This is a genomic window from Williamsia muralis (genome assembly GCF_002735905.1).
Classification (GTDB): Bacteria; Actinomycetota; Actinomycetes; order Mycobacteriales; family Mycobacteriaceae; genus Williamsia; species Williamsia muralis_A.
In genome coordinates, this window is record NZ_PEBD01000008.1 from 897,562 (window position 1) to 912,990 (window position 15,429).

General features: G+C 65.6%; 13 protein-coding genes. 2 read left to right on the forward strand and 11 right to left on the reverse strand.

The window, feature by feature from the left end:
- The first annotated feature begins 45 nt into the window (after window positions 1–45).
- Window positions 46–3,426, forward strand: a complete 3,381-nt coding sequence (locus CSW57_RS13270) for a pyruvate carboxylase (protein ID WP_099383159.1) — start codon at window positions 46–48, stop codon at window positions 3,424–3,426.
- Between the two features lie 32 nt (window positions 3,427–3,458).
- On the opposite strand, the gene CSW57_RS13275 is transcribed toward CSW57_RS13270, so the two are convergent.
- From CSW57_RS13275 to uraD, 4 genes are all read right to left on the reverse strand, one after another.
- Entirely contained in the window at window positions 3,459–4,355 is an 897-nt protein-coding gene (locus CSW57_RS13275; RefSeq protein WP_099383385.1) for a hydroxymethylglutaryl-CoA lyase, read from the reverse strand.
- Window positions 4,356–4,451: 96 nt separating this feature from the next.
- The gene (pucL, locus tag CSW57_RS13280) at window positions 4,452–5,360 is read right to left on the reverse strand and encodes a factor-independent urate hydroxylase (RefSeq protein WP_099383160.1); all 909 of its coding nucleotides are present in this window, start codon (window positions 5,358–5,360) and stop codon (window positions 4,452–4,454) included.
- A 28-nt stretch (window positions 5,361–5,388) separates the two neighbouring features.
- Window positions 5,389–5,715, reverse strand: a complete 327-nt coding sequence (gene uraH, locus CSW57_RS13285) for a hydroxyisourate hydrolase (RefSeq protein WP_099383161.1) — start codon at window positions 5,713–5,715, stop codon at window positions 5,389–5,391.
- Window positions 5,712–6,251 (reverse strand): 2-oxo-4-hydroxy-4-carboxy-5-ureidoimidazoline decarboxylase, encoded by a 540-nt coding sequence (gene uraD / locus CSW57_RS13290; protein ID WP_099383162.1) that lies wholly within the window; start codon window positions 6,249–6,251, stop codon window positions 5,712–5,714. Before uraD ends, uraH begins: the two co-directional genes overlap by 4 nt.
- 428 nt (window positions 6,252–6,679) lie before the next feature.
- On the opposite strand from uraD, the gene CSW57_RS13300 reads away from it, so the two are divergent.
- Entirely contained in the window at window positions 6,680–7,240 is a 561-nt protein-coding gene (locus CSW57_RS13300) for a nucleotidyltransferase family protein (RefSeq protein WP_099383164.1), read from the forward strand.
- A 117-nt stretch (window positions 7,241–7,357) separates the two neighbouring features.
- Here CSW57_RS13300 and CSW57_RS13305 read toward each other — a convergent pair whose 3' ends face one another.
- The 7 genes from CSW57_RS13305 to CSW57_RS13335 all read right to left on the reverse strand — a co-directional run bounded on the left by CSW57_RS13305 (window position 7,358) and on the right by CSW57_RS13335 (window position 15,408).
- Entirely contained in the window at window positions 7,358–7,699 is a 342-nt protein-coding gene (locus CSW57_RS13305; RefSeq protein WP_099383165.1) for a hypothetical protein, read from the reverse strand.
- A gap of 9 nt (window positions 7,700–7,708) precedes the next feature.
- Window positions 7,709–9,496, reverse strand: a complete 1,788-nt coding sequence (locus CSW57_RS13310; RefSeq protein WP_099383166.1) for an acetyl/propionyl/methylcrotonyl-CoA carboxylase subunit alpha — start codon at window positions 9,494–9,496, stop codon at window positions 7,709–7,711.
- Between the two features lie 198 nt (window positions 9,497–9,694).
- Window positions 9,695–11,170: a condensation domain-containing protein gene (locus CSW57_RS13315; RefSeq protein ID WP_099383167.1), complete on the reverse strand. Its 1,476-nt coding sequence runs from the start codon at window positions 11,168–11,170 to the stop codon at window positions 9,695–9,697.
- A gap of 12 nt (window positions 11,171–11,182) precedes the next feature.
- Entirely contained in the window at window positions 11,183–11,611 is a 429-nt protein-coding gene (locus CSW57_RS13320; protein WP_223249232.1) for a SufE family protein, read from the reverse strand.
- Complete coding sequence (locus CSW57_RS13325; RefSeq protein WP_099383169.1) at window positions 11,608–12,513, reverse strand: sulfurtransferase; 906 nt, start codon at window positions 12,511–12,513, stop codon at window positions 11,608–11,610. The genes CSW57_RS13320 and CSW57_RS13325 overlap by 4 nt, the downstream gene beginning before the upstream one ends.
- 113 nt (window positions 12,514–12,626) lie before the next feature.
- The gene (locus CSW57_RS13330) at window positions 12,627–13,970 is read right to left on the reverse strand and encodes a condensation domain-containing protein (protein ID WP_189339244.1); all 1,344 of its coding nucleotides are present in this window, start codon (window positions 13,968–13,970) and stop codon (window positions 12,627–12,629) included.
- Complete coding sequence (locus CSW57_RS13335) at window positions 13,951–15,408, reverse strand: condensation domain-containing protein (RefSeq protein WP_099383170.1); 1,458 nt, start codon at window positions 15,406–15,408, stop codon at window positions 13,951–13,953. Before CSW57_RS13335 ends, CSW57_RS13330 begins: the two co-directional genes overlap by 20 nt.
- Window positions 15,409–15,429 lie beyond the last annotated feature (21 nt).

The window sequence follows — 15,429 nt, forward strand, 5'->3', positions numbered from 1 at the left end:
CGGCTGACAACTTGATGATTTCGTGGGCGATGTGGAGGCGCGTTGATGTTTCGCAAGGTGTTGGTGGCCAACCGTGGTGAGATCGCGATTCGTGCTTTTCGTGCTGCGTATGAGTTGGGTGCCGGGACGGTGGCGGTGTTCCCGTACGAGGATCGAAACTCAGTTCATCGGTTGAAGGCTGATGAGGCGTATCAGATCGGTGAGCCGGGGCATCCGGTGCGGGCGTATCTCTCGGTCGAGGAGGTCATCGCTGCGGCGCGGCGAGCGGGTGCTGACGCCATTTATCCGGGGTATGGGTTTTTGTCGGAGAATCCGGATCTGGCGGCGGCGTGCGCGGAGGCTGGGATCACGTTTGTGGGTCCGTCTGCCGACATTTTGGAGTTGACGGGTAACAAGTCCCGGGCGATCGCGGCAGCCAAGGCGGCGGGGTTGCCGGTGTTGGCGTCGTCGGAGGCGTCGGTGGATGTTGATGAGTTGATGGCTGCGGCTCAGTCGATGCGGTTCCCGGTGTTCGTCAAGGCGGTTGCTGGTGGTGGTGGCCGGGGGATGCGGCGGGTGGAGACGATCGACGGGTTGCGGGAGGCCATTGAAGCTGCTGCGCGGGAGGCGAATTCGGCGTTCGGTGATGCGTCGGTGTTTTTGGAGCAGGCGGTGATCGCCCCGCGTCATATCGAGGTGCAGATCTTGGCTGATCAGCATGGCAACGTGATGCATTTGTTCGAACGGGATTGCAGTGTGCAGCGTCGCCATCAGAAGGTGATCGAGCTGGCGCCGGCACCGAACATGCCGGCGGGGTTGCGGGAAAAGATTTGCGCGGACGCGGTCGCGTTCGCCCGCAAGATCGGTTACACGTGTGCGGGCACGGTCGAGTTCTTGGTGGACCGCGACGGCAATCACGTGTTCATCGAGATGAACCCTCGTATCCAGGTCGAACACACGGTGACCGAAGAGATCACCGATGTGGATTTGGTGCAGTCCCAGTTGCGGATCGCCGCAGGGGAGACGTTGGCCGAGTTGGGGTTGTCGCAAGATGCGGTGCAGATCCGCGGCGCGGCGATGCAGTGCCGGATCACCACCGAGGATCCGACGAACGGGTTCCGGCCTGACACCGGCCGGATCACCGCCTACCGCACTCCGGGTGGGGCGGGGGTGCGTCTGGATGGTGGGGCGACGTTGGGCGCGGAGGTCAGTGCGCATTTCGATTCGATGCTGGTGAAGCTGACGTGTCGGGGCAGGGATTTCGAGACGGCGGTGGCGCGGTCGCGGCGGGCGTTGGCTGAGTTCCGGATTCGTGGGGTGGCCACGAATGTGCCGTTCCTGCAAGCAGTGTTGGATGACCCGGATTTTCGGGCGGGGAACGTGACGACGTCGTTCATCGAGGAACGACCGCAGTTGCTGACCTCGCGGGTCTCGGCGGACCGGGGCACCCGAATCTTGAATTATTTGGCTGATGTGACGGTGAACAAACCGCACGGGGAGCGTCCGGCGACGGTGTATCCGCGCGACAAACTTCCTGACGTCGACATCTCGTCGCCGGCTGATGGTTCGCGGCAGCGGCTCCTGTCGTTGGGTCCGGAGGGGTTCGCCGCGGACTTGCGGGCGTCGAAAGTCCTTGGTGTCACCGACACCACGTTCCGTGATGCGCATCAGTCGTTGTTGGCGACGCGGATTCGTACGACCGGGTTGGTGATGGTTGCCCCGTATGTGGCGGCGATGACCCCGCAGTTGTTGTCGGTGGAGTGCTGGGGCGGGGCGACCTATGATGTGGCGTTGCGGTTTTTGAAGGAGGATCCGTGGGACCGCCTGGCGCAGCTGCGTGAGGCGATGCCCAACATCAACTTGCAGATGCTGCTCCGCGGACGCAACACGGTCGGCTACACCCCGTACCCCGAGCAGGTGACCCGCTCGTTCGTGTCCGAGGCCGCTGCGACGGGGATCGACATCTTCCGGATCTTCGACGCGTTGAACAATGTTGATCAGATGCGGCCGGCGATCGATGCGGTCCGCGAGACCGGCACCACGATCGCCGAGGTCGCCCTGTCCTACACCGGTGACCTGTCCAACCCCCGCGAGAACCTGTACACCCTGGACTATTACCTCCGGTTGGCCGAACAACTCGTCGACGCGGGCGCGCACATTCTGGCGATCAAGGACATGGCCGGACTGCTACGCCCGCAGGCGGCCGCGACACTGGTCTCGGCGCTGCGACAGAACTTCGATCTGCCGGTGCATGTGCACACCCATGACACCCCGGGCGGGCAGCTCGCCACGTATCTGGCGGCGTGGCAGGCCGGCGCGGACGCGGTCGATGGTGCCTCGGCGGCGTTGGCCGGGACGACCAGCCAGCCCGCGTTGTCGGCGATTGTTGCCGCCACCGCGCACACCGAGTACGACACCGGCCTGGACCTGGCCGCGGTGTGTGAGCTCGAACCGTATTGGGAGGCGCTGCGGAAGGTGTACGCGCCGTTCGAGTCCGGGCTCCCCGCCCCCACGGGCCGGGTCTACACCCATGAGATCCCGGGCGGGCAGTTGTCGAACCTGCGTCAGCAGGCCATCGGACTGGGGCTGGGGGACCGGTTCGAACAGGTCGAGCACGCTTACGCCGCCGCCGACCGGATGTTGGGCCGGTTGATCAAGGTCACCCCGTCCTCGAAAGTGGTCGGCGATCTGGCCCTAGCCCTGGTGGGCACCGGGGTCAGTGCCGACGACTTCGCCCAGGACCCCGCCTCCTACGACATTCCTGATTCGGTGATCGGGTTCTTGCGCGGCGAGCTCGGCGACCCCGCCGGTGGCTGGCCCGAACCCCTACGCACCCGAGCCCTGGCCGGCCGGGCCCCGGCCAAACCGGTCACCGAGCTCTCCGACGACGATCAGGCCGCCCTCGACGGCGACAGCGCCACCCGACGATCAACGTTGAACCGGTTGCTGTTTCCCGGCCCCACCCGCGACTACGAAGAACACCAAACCGCCTACGGCGACACCTCACGTTTGTCGGCCAACCAGTTCTTCTACGGCCTGCGGTACGGCGACGAACACCGCGTCGAACTCGAACCCGGCGTCGAACTACTCATCGGTCTGGAAGCGATCAGCGAGGCCGACGAACGCGGCATGCGCACGGTGATGTGCATCCTCAACGGCCAACTCCGACCGGTCCAGGTCCGTGACCGTTCCCTCAAGGTCGACGTCCTGGTCGCCGAAAAAGCAGTCGCCGGCAACCCCAAACACATCGCCGCACCCTTCGCCGGAGTCGTCACCACCGTGGTCGAACCCGGACAACACATCGAACCCGGCGCCACCATCGGCTCCATCGAAGCCATGAAAATGGAAGCCGCCATCACCACCCCCACCGGCGGCACCATCAAACGCATCGCCATCACCACCGTCGCACAAGTCGAAGGCGGCGACCTGCTGGTGGAACTGGAGTAGTCCTCGATCGGACGGGACGGCCGGCCGCAGCGTCAGCTGGGCGGGAAGTTGCCTGCCCGGCCGAGCTGTGCGGGAACGTCTTTGGACAATCGGGCACCGAGCCAGGTTGCTGTAGAGGCGAGCGATTCGAGGTCGACGCCGGAATGAACGCCTGAGCGGTCGAGCGCGTAGACGAGGTCCTCGGATGCGATGTTGCCCGTGGCCGCCGGGGCGAAAGGGCAACCGCCGAATCCGCCGATGCTCGCGTCCAGTGCTGCCGCACCGGTCTCCAGAGCGGCGAGCGCGTTGGCGTAGCCGGTGTTACGGGTGTTGTGGAAGTGCCAGCGCACCGGAATGCCCGGAGCGGCGCTGTGCGCACCGGCGGCGAGCACGCGCACCTGAGAGGGGACACCCACCCCGATCGTGTCGGCGAACGCTATCTCGTCGGGACCTGCGGCCGCCACACGCTGTGACACCTCGATGACCCACGCGGGATCGACCTCACCGCTGAACGGGCATCCGAACGACGCAGCAATCGTGACCGTCGTGAGGATTCCGGCGGCCCGGGCGTCCTCGGCAATGTGTTGCCATGCCGAAATGCCCTCTGCGACAGTGCAGCCCTGATTCCGCGTGCTGAACTCATCGGTCGCGACGACCACGGCGTTGATCTCGTCGACTCCCGCGGCCAAGGCCCGGTCCAGGCCGCGACGATTGAGCACCAGGCCGATGTAGGAGACACCGTTACCGCGGGGTAGCTGCGCCATCACCTCCTCGGCGCCGGCCATCTGGGGAACGCGTTTCGGGTTGGCGAAACTGACGGCTTCGATGCGCCGGACTCCGGCTGCCACGCTGCGGTTGATGAGCTCGACCTTGTCGTCCACCGACAACACGGTCTTCTCATTCTGCAGTCCGTCGCGCGGACTGACCTCCACCAATTGCACAGTGTCCATGAATCCATTCGAGCCCATGCGCCGATCAGCGCCGACACCGCCCCGTCGATCAGACCGATCGGCGGCCAGGGAGGGGGTGGCCCGGCCTGCGTGGGCTCAGCCCAGCCACGCCATCTGCGGGTTCCATGCCGGGCCTGCGTCCGGCGCATCGTCGCGGGTCACCGTGCCCTGGATCAAACCGTAGGGACGGTCGTCGGCATGGAAGACCTCCTTGTTGTTCTCCAGGCCGAACGGGGACAGGTCGTAGATGAAGTGATGCTTGTTGGGAGCCGACAGGCGTACCTCGGCGATCACGTCGTAGGTCTCCAGGATCATCTTCCCGATCTCGTAGAGGGTCTGTTGCAAGGCAAGGGATTGCACGGTCGCGAAGCGGTTGATGATGATCTGTTTGATGGCCGGGTAGACCGCCTCCCAGTCGACATCGGTCGTGGTGAAACGCCATTTGGCCACCAGCGATGTGGCCATCACCCGGTCGGTGGTCGGTTCGAGGATCGTGTATTCGTCCTCGAGGAAGTCGTGGAACTCCGAACCGGTCGACTTCAGCAGCACCAGGTCTTTGAGGCCCCCGATCACCCACGTCTGCTGGGCATCGCCCTTGCCTTCCACGGTGATGTCGGCGGTCCGGGTCTCCTGACCCTTGCGGACCCATGTGTGGTCGTGCTCGGCACCGTCGACCACAGCGCGTTCCCAGGCGTACTCCTCGACCTCGATCCTGGCCCCGGACACCGGTTCGAAGTCGTCGACGAAGTGGCGGGCGAGTTCGAGCGCGTACTTCTCGATCGACTCGATGCCCTTTTCCTTGGCGTAGGCATAGGCAGTCTGTTTCTGCGTGTCGGTGGGCAGCACCTTCCGTTGGTCACCGTCGGTGTAGGCCGCGGCGAAGTCGCCGCGAAGGGCGCTGCCGACGTTGATGTCCTTGATCTCGTGCCTGGGGGTGTCGCGATAGATCCGCACCACCCGGTTCTCGGCTTTGCCGTACTGGTTCTCACCCAGGATGATGCCCATGAGCTCTGTGTCTTCTCCTTTTGTATCGTCAGCTGCCGCGGTACGTCGAGTAGGCGAACGGACTCAGCAACAGGGGCACGTGGTGGTGCCTGGTGGTATCGGTGACGGAAAATGTGATCGCCACCTCCGGGTAGAAACCCTCGATGTGGTTGTCGGCGAACCACTTGCCGGTGTCGAAAAGCAAGCGGTAGACGCCCTCGGTGAGCCCGCCGCCGGCGAGCGATCCGATACGGCCATCAGAATCGGTTGTGCTGGAGGCGAGTTCGGCGCCATCTGAATCGTAGAGGATGACCGTGAGGCCGCTGGCCGGCTTGCCCGTGACCGCATCGAGAACGTGGGTGCTGAGGTCACTCACGACGCGGCATCCTCGCCTTCGTCGACGTATCGAATCGCCGGCTCCAACATGAGTCGCAGCCGCCGACGATTGATCTTCGCCAATTCCATTCGCATGACCCGCCTTTCGGTTTCCGGATCATTGTTCATGCGTTCGTGCAGAATTGCCAGCAGCTCCGTGGCGGGTCGCCCATCGGCGAAGACCAGGTACACATGGCCGAACTTCTCCTCGTACTCGGCGTTGCACCGCTTGAGCTCGGCCAGAACAGCCTCGTCTGCGCCGGCGACCCCGGACTGCTCGCGGGCCGATGACGAGTTCGTCGGCCGGTCACCGATTCGGGGGTGCCCGTCGAGCGCCTCTTCCAGGTCTGCCTCCGACAACTCTGCCAGGATCAGATCCGAGCGGTTGTAGAGGGCTTCTTCGTCCGGGAACGGCCGGCCCGCCGCCACCCGGATCGCCCAGATGCACGACGTGCAGCACTGGTAGAGGGCGTGGATCGCCTGGCGCTCGCGCAACTCGTTGAAACTCTCGAGTCCTCGCCAGTCAACTCGTCGCACGTCAGGTCCCGTCCTCTCCGATTTCTCGTGGTGCTGCTGCCTTCATCGCAGCGCCCGCTCTGGTTGCCTGCACACGTCAATGCTCGAAGTCTGTGCCTGTTCAGCCCATCACGTCCTGAAAGCGGTCGAATCGGGTCGAAACGATCGGGTGGCGTCGGATGATCCGGCCTCGGAGTCGGTGCTCATTCGGTGGTACCTCTGGTGAGATGGTCATGTGGGTCTCGTGGGCACCGCCATCCGGCGGGGTGCCATCGCTTCCCATGAGGATCTCGCGAAGTCTGCTCGTCCGCTCGGCGAGCAGAACCGATATATCCAAGGCCGTCAGGCCCGGAGGAGGTCGATCGGTGGAGCGCACGGCGGGCGAGACGGCCACCGGAGACGCCCGTGACAGGGCAGCACCATCGAGTGCGAGCGCGGGCCCAGGCGGTATGCCAGAGCACGGAACGGTGGTCGGGGTTCTGTTGGCCGCCGGCGCGGGCACCAGATACGGGATGCCGAAAATACTTGCGCATCAAGGTGATTGGCTGCGCGCCGGGGTGGATGCGCTCGGCGACGGCGGATGCGGACAGGTGCTCGTCACCGTCGGTGCCGCTGCCCCGGAGATGCCCGGGGGAGCGCAGGCCGTACAGGTGCCGGACTGGCGCAGGGGCTTGAGCGAGTCCGTGCGCGTGGCGCTTCTGGAAGCCGCCGACGTCCCCGATCTAGTCGGAGTGGTTTTACATGTTGTTGACATCCCGGACGTGACGGGCGCGCAGGTGCGCCGACTTCTGGACGCTTGCGGTCCCCGACCCGGCCGACTGGGCAGAGCAGTATTCGCGGGGTCTGCCGGACATCCGGTCTACCTCGGCGCAGACCATCTCGATGGGGTCCTGCAGTCGTTGTCGGGGGACCGTGGCGCGGGACCCTATCTCGCTGCCCGTACCGACGTCATCGAGGTCGACTGCGCCGACCTCGGCACCGGGCTGGACCACGACCGTCCAGACGTCTGAAGCGGAGACTGCGCAAGGATTCGCGCCACCTGCCTGCGTGCGCGCCGGTTGCAACCGGCGCGCACGCAGGCAGGTGGCGCGAATTTTCTGCGGGTTTTGCGGGTTCTGTGGAACTGGTCAGTCGAAGGTGTAACCCAGCGCGACTTCACCAAAGCGCTGCACCACGATTCGTGCTGCTGCCAGCGGTTCGTCGAAACCGTCCCGGGCGAACCCGGTCAATCGGGCAGCGTTACCGGTGCCCTGGGGCTCGATGGCGACCTCGGCGAGCATCTCGCCGGTGGTTGGCTCACACACGGCCCAGGTGAAGCGGGTTTCCTCGTCCCAGCCGCGCTCACAGGCACGCACGTGATCGGGGTCGGTGACACCGGCCAGAGCCAGCGCCGGCCGATCCGACACCCGATCATCGTCACGCAATGCCCGCAGGTACCACGCGCCGGCGTTGATCTCGACAGCCTCGATGGCGTACGCCTACTTCAGCTCGAACAGGACCGTGCCCTGGGTGACTGCGGCGCCGGCCTCGACGGCCAGGCCTGTCACGACACCGTCCTTGTGGGCGGTGACGGGGTTCTCCATCTTCATGGCCTCGAGAACGACAACTAGATCGCCCGCGGCGACTTCCTGGCCCTCGGTCACCGAGACCTTGACGACGGTGCCCTGCATGGGCGCGGTGACGGCGTCACCCGACACTGCGGCGTTACCGCCCTTGGCGCGCGTGCGTGCCTTGGGCTTCTTCGTGGCAACTCCGTTGGATCCGCCACCACCCAGGGCCAGATCGCCCGGCAGCGACACCTCGAGGCGCCGTCCGCCGACCTCGACCACCACGGTCTTGCGGGGCTCGTTGTCGTCGTCCTCGATGGGCTGTCCACCGGTGTAGGGCTCGATCGGGTTGTCCCAATCGGTTTCGATCCACTTGGTGTAGATGTCGAAGCCCTCGCCGTCACCGATGAATGCCGGGTTGGACACGATGTGGCGGTGGAACGGGATGACTGTCGCCAGACCTTCGACCTGGAACTCGGCCAGCGCGCGTCGTGACCGCTCGAGCGCCTGCTCACGGTTCTCACCGGTGACGATCAGCTTGGCGAGCATGGAGTCGAACCCGCCGCCGATCACGTCGCCTTCGACGACGCCGGAGTCGACACGGACGCCGGGGCCGGTCGGCTCTTTGTAGACGGTGATCGGTCCGGGAGCCGGGAGGAAGCCGCGGCCGGCGTCCTCGCCGTTGATGCGGAACTCGAACGAATGACCGCGAGGGGTCGGATCCTCGGTGAACTCGAGCTTTTCGCCTGCTGCGATGCGGAACTGCTGGCGGACGAGGTCGATGCCTGCGGTTTCCTCGGTGACGGGGTGTTCGACCTGCAGACGGGTGTTGACCTCGAGGAATGACACCAAGCCGTCGGAACCGACGAGGAACTCGACCGTGCCGGCGCCGTAGTAGCCGGCTTCCTTGCAGATGGCCTTGGCCGACGAGTGGATCTTGTCGCGCTGCTCGGTGGTGAGGAAGGGTGCGGGTGCCTCTTCGACGAGTTTCTGGAAGCGGCGCTGCAGCGAGCAGTCGCGGGTTCCCGCCACGATCACGTTGCCGTGCTGGTCGGCGATGACCTGGGCCTCCACGTGGCGCGCCTTGTCGAGGTAGCGCTCGACGAAGCACTCCCCGCGACCGAATGCCGAGACTGCCTCACGGGTGGCCGAGTCGAACAGTTCGGGGATCTCTTCGATCGTGTAGGCGACCTTCATGCCGCGGCCGCCGCCGCCGAATGCCGCCTTGATGGCGACGGGGACACCGTGCTCCTCGGCGAAGGCGACCACCTCACCCGCGTCCTTGACAGGGTCCTTGGTACCCGGGGCCATCGGTGCGTTGGCCTTCAGCGCGATGTGCCGGGCGGTGACCTTGTCACCGAGGTCGCGGATCGACTGGGGCGACGGCCCGATCCAGGTGAGCCCGGCGTCGATGACAGCCTGGGCGAAGTCGGCGTTCTCCGAGAGGAAGCCGTAGCCGGGGTGGATGGCGTCGGCCCCGGACTTGGCCGCGGCGTCGAGGATCTTGTCGAAAACCAGGTACGACTCGGCCGAGGTCTGACCGCCCAGAGCGAAGGCCTCGTCGGCGAGCTTCACGAACAGAGCATCGGCGTCCGGTTCGGCGTACACCGCGACGCTGGTCAATCCGGCGTCCTTGGCAGCCCGGATGACCCGTACCGCGATCTCGCCCCGGTTGGCGATGAGGACTTTCGTGAGTGCTGTGCTGGCGTGACTTGGCACTTGATCTCCTGTTGGGCGCTGGTCGATGCGCGTCGGTGACACTGTCTCGGATTTCGATGTGTTGTTACGTGGGCATGCCTTCCCGCGGGATGTGGGGGACGGCACTAGATGGAGTCTAAGCACCCCGCCGAACAGGCACGACTGCTGGCCCACAGATCGCTCGTTCGGTCACCGATACCTACTCACCGGTAACGTTTTTCAAGTCGCCGATTCGCGCTCGGGGTCGCCCGGTTGCGGCCCGTAGGTGCTGCGATTGCCGACCTCTTTGAGAAAGTCTCCGAAGGCGCCGAGATAACGTCCGACCTGCCGATGGGTGCGGCCTTGCGCCGGGAAGCGCGACGAGATGCGGATGCCCGAAGCAGTGCGGTGCACCCAGATGTACACCTCTTCGCTCGAGTAGTTGTGGCTGCGAAGCACCCTTGCCCGACCGGCGTCTGCCTCTGCGTGCCCGGGGGCGAACCGCAGATCGATGAACGAGACGACGAACCTGGGGTCGGGGATCTCCGTGTCGCCGGTGTGCCCGAGGATCTCTCCGACTCGCAGGTAGGGCAGGTTCCCGGCTTTGCGGACGCGCCGCATCTCGTCTGCCGCCCGGGCGATGATCTGTCCGAAATCGGTCGCGCCTGAGGTGTCGAGACGAAAGGGGACCGTGGCGACGAACCATCCGAGTGCCCCGAACCACTGTTGATCGGTGCGCGTGTGGCGGGGGATGACACACCGGAACACCGGGCCTCCGCCGAGCTCGGCGTAGACGATCGCCAGGGCCGCCATCACCCCGGACAGCAACGAGCCGCCCGCCGCTGAGCACACCGCCGTGAATCTGTTGGTCTGCTCGTCGTCGAGTAGATCTGCCGTGATCGAACCCTGGGGGATCAGATCGGTACCCGGCTGCGGTGACGGTGTCGGGGCCTCGACCGCCGTCCCGTCCTCGTCGGCGATGTCGAACCGGGGCAGTTCCCCGCCCGAGTCGCGCAGGAAGTCGGCCCACACCGCAACGGCCTCGTGCTCGGCGCCTGCCGAGTCTGCCTCTCGCCGCTGATGGGCGCTGAAGTCCACGTACGACCCCACCGGCGGCAGGTCGGGTTCCACCTTGCGCCGGTGCGCGGTGTAGAGCGCCACGAGTTCGTACTGGCCCATGATCAGGGAGTAGCCGTCCACCAGAGAGTGATCGGCCGCGAAAAGCAGCGTGAACGAGTCCTCGCGCGCAACGGTGGCAAAGATGTAAGCGGGCCATTGCAGCGGCGCGGTCGCTCGGTCAAAGGACCCTGCCAGCTGATCCAGCAGGGGGCCGGGTTCGCCGTACCAGCCCACCCGCCCCATCTTCAGCTTCACCGATCCGGGCGGGGTGGTCAGCCGGGCCAGGCGGTCCGCCCAGATGACAACATGGCTGCGCAGCACCTCGTGCCTGTCGATCCAGGTCGACAGTGCCGCGCGGATGGCCGGTACCGACATCGGCTCGTCGAAATCGATCGCGAGCCCAAGCCACGATTCGCGGCCGCCCTCACGTTTGGTGCGCAGCCGGTAGTCGAACGCCGCGCGCAGATGCTGCTCGTGATTGTGCGAGGTGGGCCGCGAATCAGCCGTCCACTGCGCAAATCCGCCCTCGGTGAAGGGCGACCACTCGACCAGCCCGCCAGGTTCGACGGGCTGATCCATCATCTGGATGAATTTCATGACTACGCGATCTCATCGTCCCGGCACCGGGCTCGACGGGCCCAGATGCGCCTTGATCCGCGACAACATGGCCGACATCCCACGCAGTCGCAACGGGCTGATCGCCGATTCCAATCCCAGCCTTGTGTAGAAGTCGCCTGGTACGGCAAGGATCTCGTCAGCACCGGCACCGTTGAGGCCCTGGTACAGGATGGACGCGAAGCCACGTGTCGTCGGTGCCTGAGGCGGCGCGCTGAAGTACAACTGCACCGAATCGCGGTTGCTCGCGTCCACCGAGAGGAACAGCGGGGACTGGCATTCGGGTACGGGTTCCATCGCCGCTTCGGCAAGATCGTCCGGTAACTCGGGGAGCTCGTCGGAGAATTCGAGCAGCAGCTGGATCTTCTCGGAGTCGGAGAGCGCCGAGAAGTCCTCGGCGATCTCATCGAGGGCGGCCGTCACCTCTTGCCGCTTGTCGAGGGGGCGGTTCCGGGTTCGGTTCCGGTCACGATGGGGGCGCGCACGGCGTTGCCCCATTCGGTCCAGGACCCGTCGTAGTTGCGTACCTTCTCGAACCCGAGCAGGTGGGTGAGCACAAACCAGGTGTGCGACGACCGCTCGCCGATCCGGCAGTAGACGATGGTGGGCTCATCAGATTCGAAGTCGGCGTACAACTCGTCGAGTTCGGCCTTCGGCTTGAACCGGCCGTCCGGGGCGGCCGCCTTGGCCCACGGGATGGAGACCGCGGTGGGGATGTGTCCGCCACGCAGCGCACCCTCCTGGGGGTACTCGGGCATGTGCGTGCGCTCACCGGAGTACTCCTGCGGCGAACGGACATCGATCAGTGGTTCGGTGCCGAGTGCTCCCCGCACCTCGTCGGCGAACGCACGGATCAGCGAGTCGTCTCGTTCGACGACCGGGTAGTCGGACTCCGGGTAGACCGGGACGTCGAGGGTGATGTCGCGGTCCTCTGAGAACCAGGCGTCGCGGCCGCCGTCGAGCAGTCGTACGTCTTCGTGACCGAACAGGGTGAAGACCCAGAGTGCGTACGCGGCCCACCAGTTGCTCTTGTCGCCGTAGATGACCACGGTGTCGTCGCGGCGAATGCCCTTGCTGCGCATCAGTTCTGCGAACTGTTCGCCGGAGATGTAGTCGCGGGTCACCGGGTCGTTCAGGTGGAGGTGCCAGTCGACCTTCTGCGCGGTGGGGATGTGGCCGATGTCGAACAGCAGCACGTCCTCGTCCGATTCGATGATCTTGAGGCCGTTGGTTCCCAGGTGGGCGCTGAGCCATTCGGTGCTCACCAGACGCTCTGGATGAACGTAGTCGGCGAAGCCGGGATTGTTGTCGATCTCAACGGTCACGTGCGGTGCTCCAAATCGGGCTGGACGATGCGTGCGGGTGCACCCCCTGAGCGTAGTGCCGACGGCAATACCGACGCAGTGGACGGGGCCAGAGGACCCTGACGCCGGACGCGTCACCACTCGGTGGCGAGTCTGCGCCCGAGTTCGTCGAGGAAGGTGCCCATGACGGATACACCGGTTTCGGTGTCCGGGTAGCGGGTGCGCAGAGCCAGCCCCCGATCTGTTCGGGAGATCCAGAACTGGACGTCGTCGGCGGTGGTGACGTTCGAGATGTGGGTCGCCCCGATCTCCTCGTGGGTGCCCGAGCCGGGCAGTCTCCGGTAGTCGACGTACGAGACCATGAAGATGTCGTCGCGACTGCGGTGGATACCGCCGGTCGCCTCGAGCACCTGGGGCACCGGCACCTCACCCAACTTCACAGCCGCGCGTAACGCGGGCCCCGTGCGGGTGACAGTCTCGTCGAAGTTCTCGGCCGCGACCACATCGAGTGGTGCATTGGTGGTGAACCACCCGACCGCGTTCTGCCACGGCTCTGAGCGTCGGGTGTGTACGGGGAACAGCATGGACATCTGTGGTCCGCCGCCGAGGCCGCGGACGGTCTGTGCCATCGCCGAGAGCACTCCGGCGAAGGTACTCGCCCCGGCGCTCCGACACCGGCTGTCGAAGCGGTCGGTGGCCTCGGGTCCGAGCAGATGACGTAGGTCGACCGCCTGCGGCGCTTTCTCACCCGGGAGCATTCCGAGGTCGAGCGGAAAGGACGGGGCGGTGTTCTCGTGCTCGTCGAAGAACGTCAGCCACGCTCTCATGCGGGGGTCGGACCGCCCGATGGGCGCAGCATCGGATTCCGCGGCACAGTAGTCGACGAAGTTGCCGGCCATCGGCATCTCGTCGGCGATGAAACCACCCGGTTCGGCCTTGGCTGCGTGGTAGAGCTGGTGCAGATCGCCCACGATGATCGACATGGAGTAGGCGTCCACGTGTGAGTGGTCGAATCCGCAGAACACCGTGGAGCGGTCGGCACGGTCGATGGCTGCCAACAGGTACGCCGGAAAGCCGAACGGGTGGCAGGCATCGTTCAGTGAGTTCCACAGCAGGTCGCGGAGATCGGCCGACGACGTCGTCTCGATCCCGGCGCGCGCAACGAGGGTGATGTGCGACGCGTCGTGCAGTTCGCGTTCTATCCCGCCGTCGGTTCGGACGAAACCGCTGTGCAAGGTCCCGTGCCGTGCGATCAGAAGGCGGTACGCCCGTTCGAGCGCTTTGGTGTCGATTCGGCCGTCCACATCGAAAGCTGCTGCCAGCCACACGGTTCCGTCTTCGGCGCCGGCGAGATGAAAGGCCTGATTGAACGAGGGTGGCACCGCGGAGGCAACGACGCGATCGGCGGAGCTGTCCACCGACCACCGCAGGAGGACACCGGGGTCGGGCGAGTAGCGGTCAATCGTGGTGACGTGCAAGCGCAAGCTCCTCGACAGGGGTACTCGCAACAGCGTAGTCACCTTCGCGTGCGACGGTGTCGATCACCTCCCAGAGGCGCTGCAGATATCGTTTGATCTCGAGCTGCGCCGTTGCTGTGTCGGGGGTCTGGAGTCCGAGGTAGAGCCGTCTGCGGTCGCGGTTGAACCACATCGACGCGTTCGAGGTGCGACCCTCGCCGGTGAATATGACGCCACGATCGTGCGCGGGCCGGCCGTCGCCCGGGAATCGCCGAAAATCGAGGTACGACAGGAGGTTCGGCGTCCCGGCGACATCGCGGGGATCTACTCCCGAACGCAACAGTGCGGTGATGACCACGGGCAGTGGCACAGACGAGAGACGTTTTGCCCTCACGTGGCCGGCGTTGGCGGCCGCGACGACCTCGGTGAACGAACCAGCGGACGTCACGTCGAACGCAACCGGTGCGAAGTTGCAGAACCACCCTTGGGACAGCGCGAACTCCGCCGACCTGGTGCCCAGCACGGCGATGGCGAAGTAGTCTGTGCGGCCGGTGAGTTCGAGTTCTGTTATCGCTGCGGCTGCGTAGATGCCGCCCATCACACCTGCGCCGGACCGTCTGCACACGTCTTCGAACCGATTGGCGCCTGCGGCGTCGAGCAGGTCGAACTCGATCGGCCGCACCGGCGCGGCTTCTCCGGGCCCGAGCCCGAGGTCGAGCGGGAAACGCGGCATCGTGGCTCCGTGGGAGGTGAAGATGTCCACCCACTCGATGACTTCGGGTGATTCGTCGGTGAACCGTGCGGCGACGTTGTTCTGCAGGCTCGCGTAGTCGAGAAAGCTCCCCGTGGCTGCGCTGACGTGCGGGGGCGGCGCGGTCGCATTCTTCTCGGCTTCGTACAGTTCGGCGATCTCGTCGAGCACGAGCGCCTGTGAGGCACCGTCGGACAGGGCGTGGTCGCAGCCGTAATACATCGTGAAACCGTCCGGTCTGCTGATGGCCCCGAACGCGAAACCCGGCCAACTCGTGGAGATGGCCTCGGCGCCGAGTCTGGCGTGGATGTACCGCCGGAACTCGGTCTCGGTCGTGAAGTCGCCCACATTGTGCGCCTCGAACTCGACCGCGTCGGGTTCCACAAGCATGCGCGTGATCTGCGTGGTGTCGATGCGGAACCAGGTCCTCAGTCCCTCGTGCCGAAGTGTGAAGATGCGCAGGGCCCGACTGAGCGCCGCACGGTCGATCGGACCGTCCACTTCGGTGGCTGCTCCCAGATAGGCGTTGTGTTCGCCACCCGCGGCGGCGGTCGCGTGGCAACTGCGGAGGTGGTTCTCCTGCAAGAACGTGAGTGGGCCTGACGTGGTCGGTGCGTCCAGGGCTCGCGCCGCCGACGCGGGGCTCGGGTGCCACTCCAGCAACGCGCCGGGGGCAGGCGTCCACCAATCCATCGCGGTGAGGATCACGTCTTGGCTCCTTGTCTGAGA

Excerpts from the sequence above, each read along its gene's own strand:
- CSW57_RS13300 (WP_099383164.1), top strand. The coding sequence starts at position 6,680 with ATGCCAGAGCACGGAACGGTGGTCGGGGTTCTGTTGGCCGCCGGCGCG.
- pucL (WP_099383160.1), bottom strand. The coding sequence starts at position 5,360 with ATGGGCATCATCCTGGGTGAGAACCAGTACGGCAAAGCCGAGAACCGG.
- CSW57_RS13315 (WP_099383167.1), bottom strand. The coding sequence starts at position 11,170 with ATGAAATTCATCCAGATGATGGATCAGCCCGTCGAACCTGGCGGGCTG.
- CSW57_RS13275 (WP_099383385.1), bottom strand. The coding sequence starts at position 4,355 with ATGGACACTGTGCAATTGGTGGAGGTCAGTCCGCGCGACGGACTGCAG.
- CSW57_RS13270 (WP_099383159.1), top strand. The coding sequence starts at position 46 with ATGTTTCGCAAGGTGTTGGTGGCCAACCGTGGTGAGATCGCGATTCGT.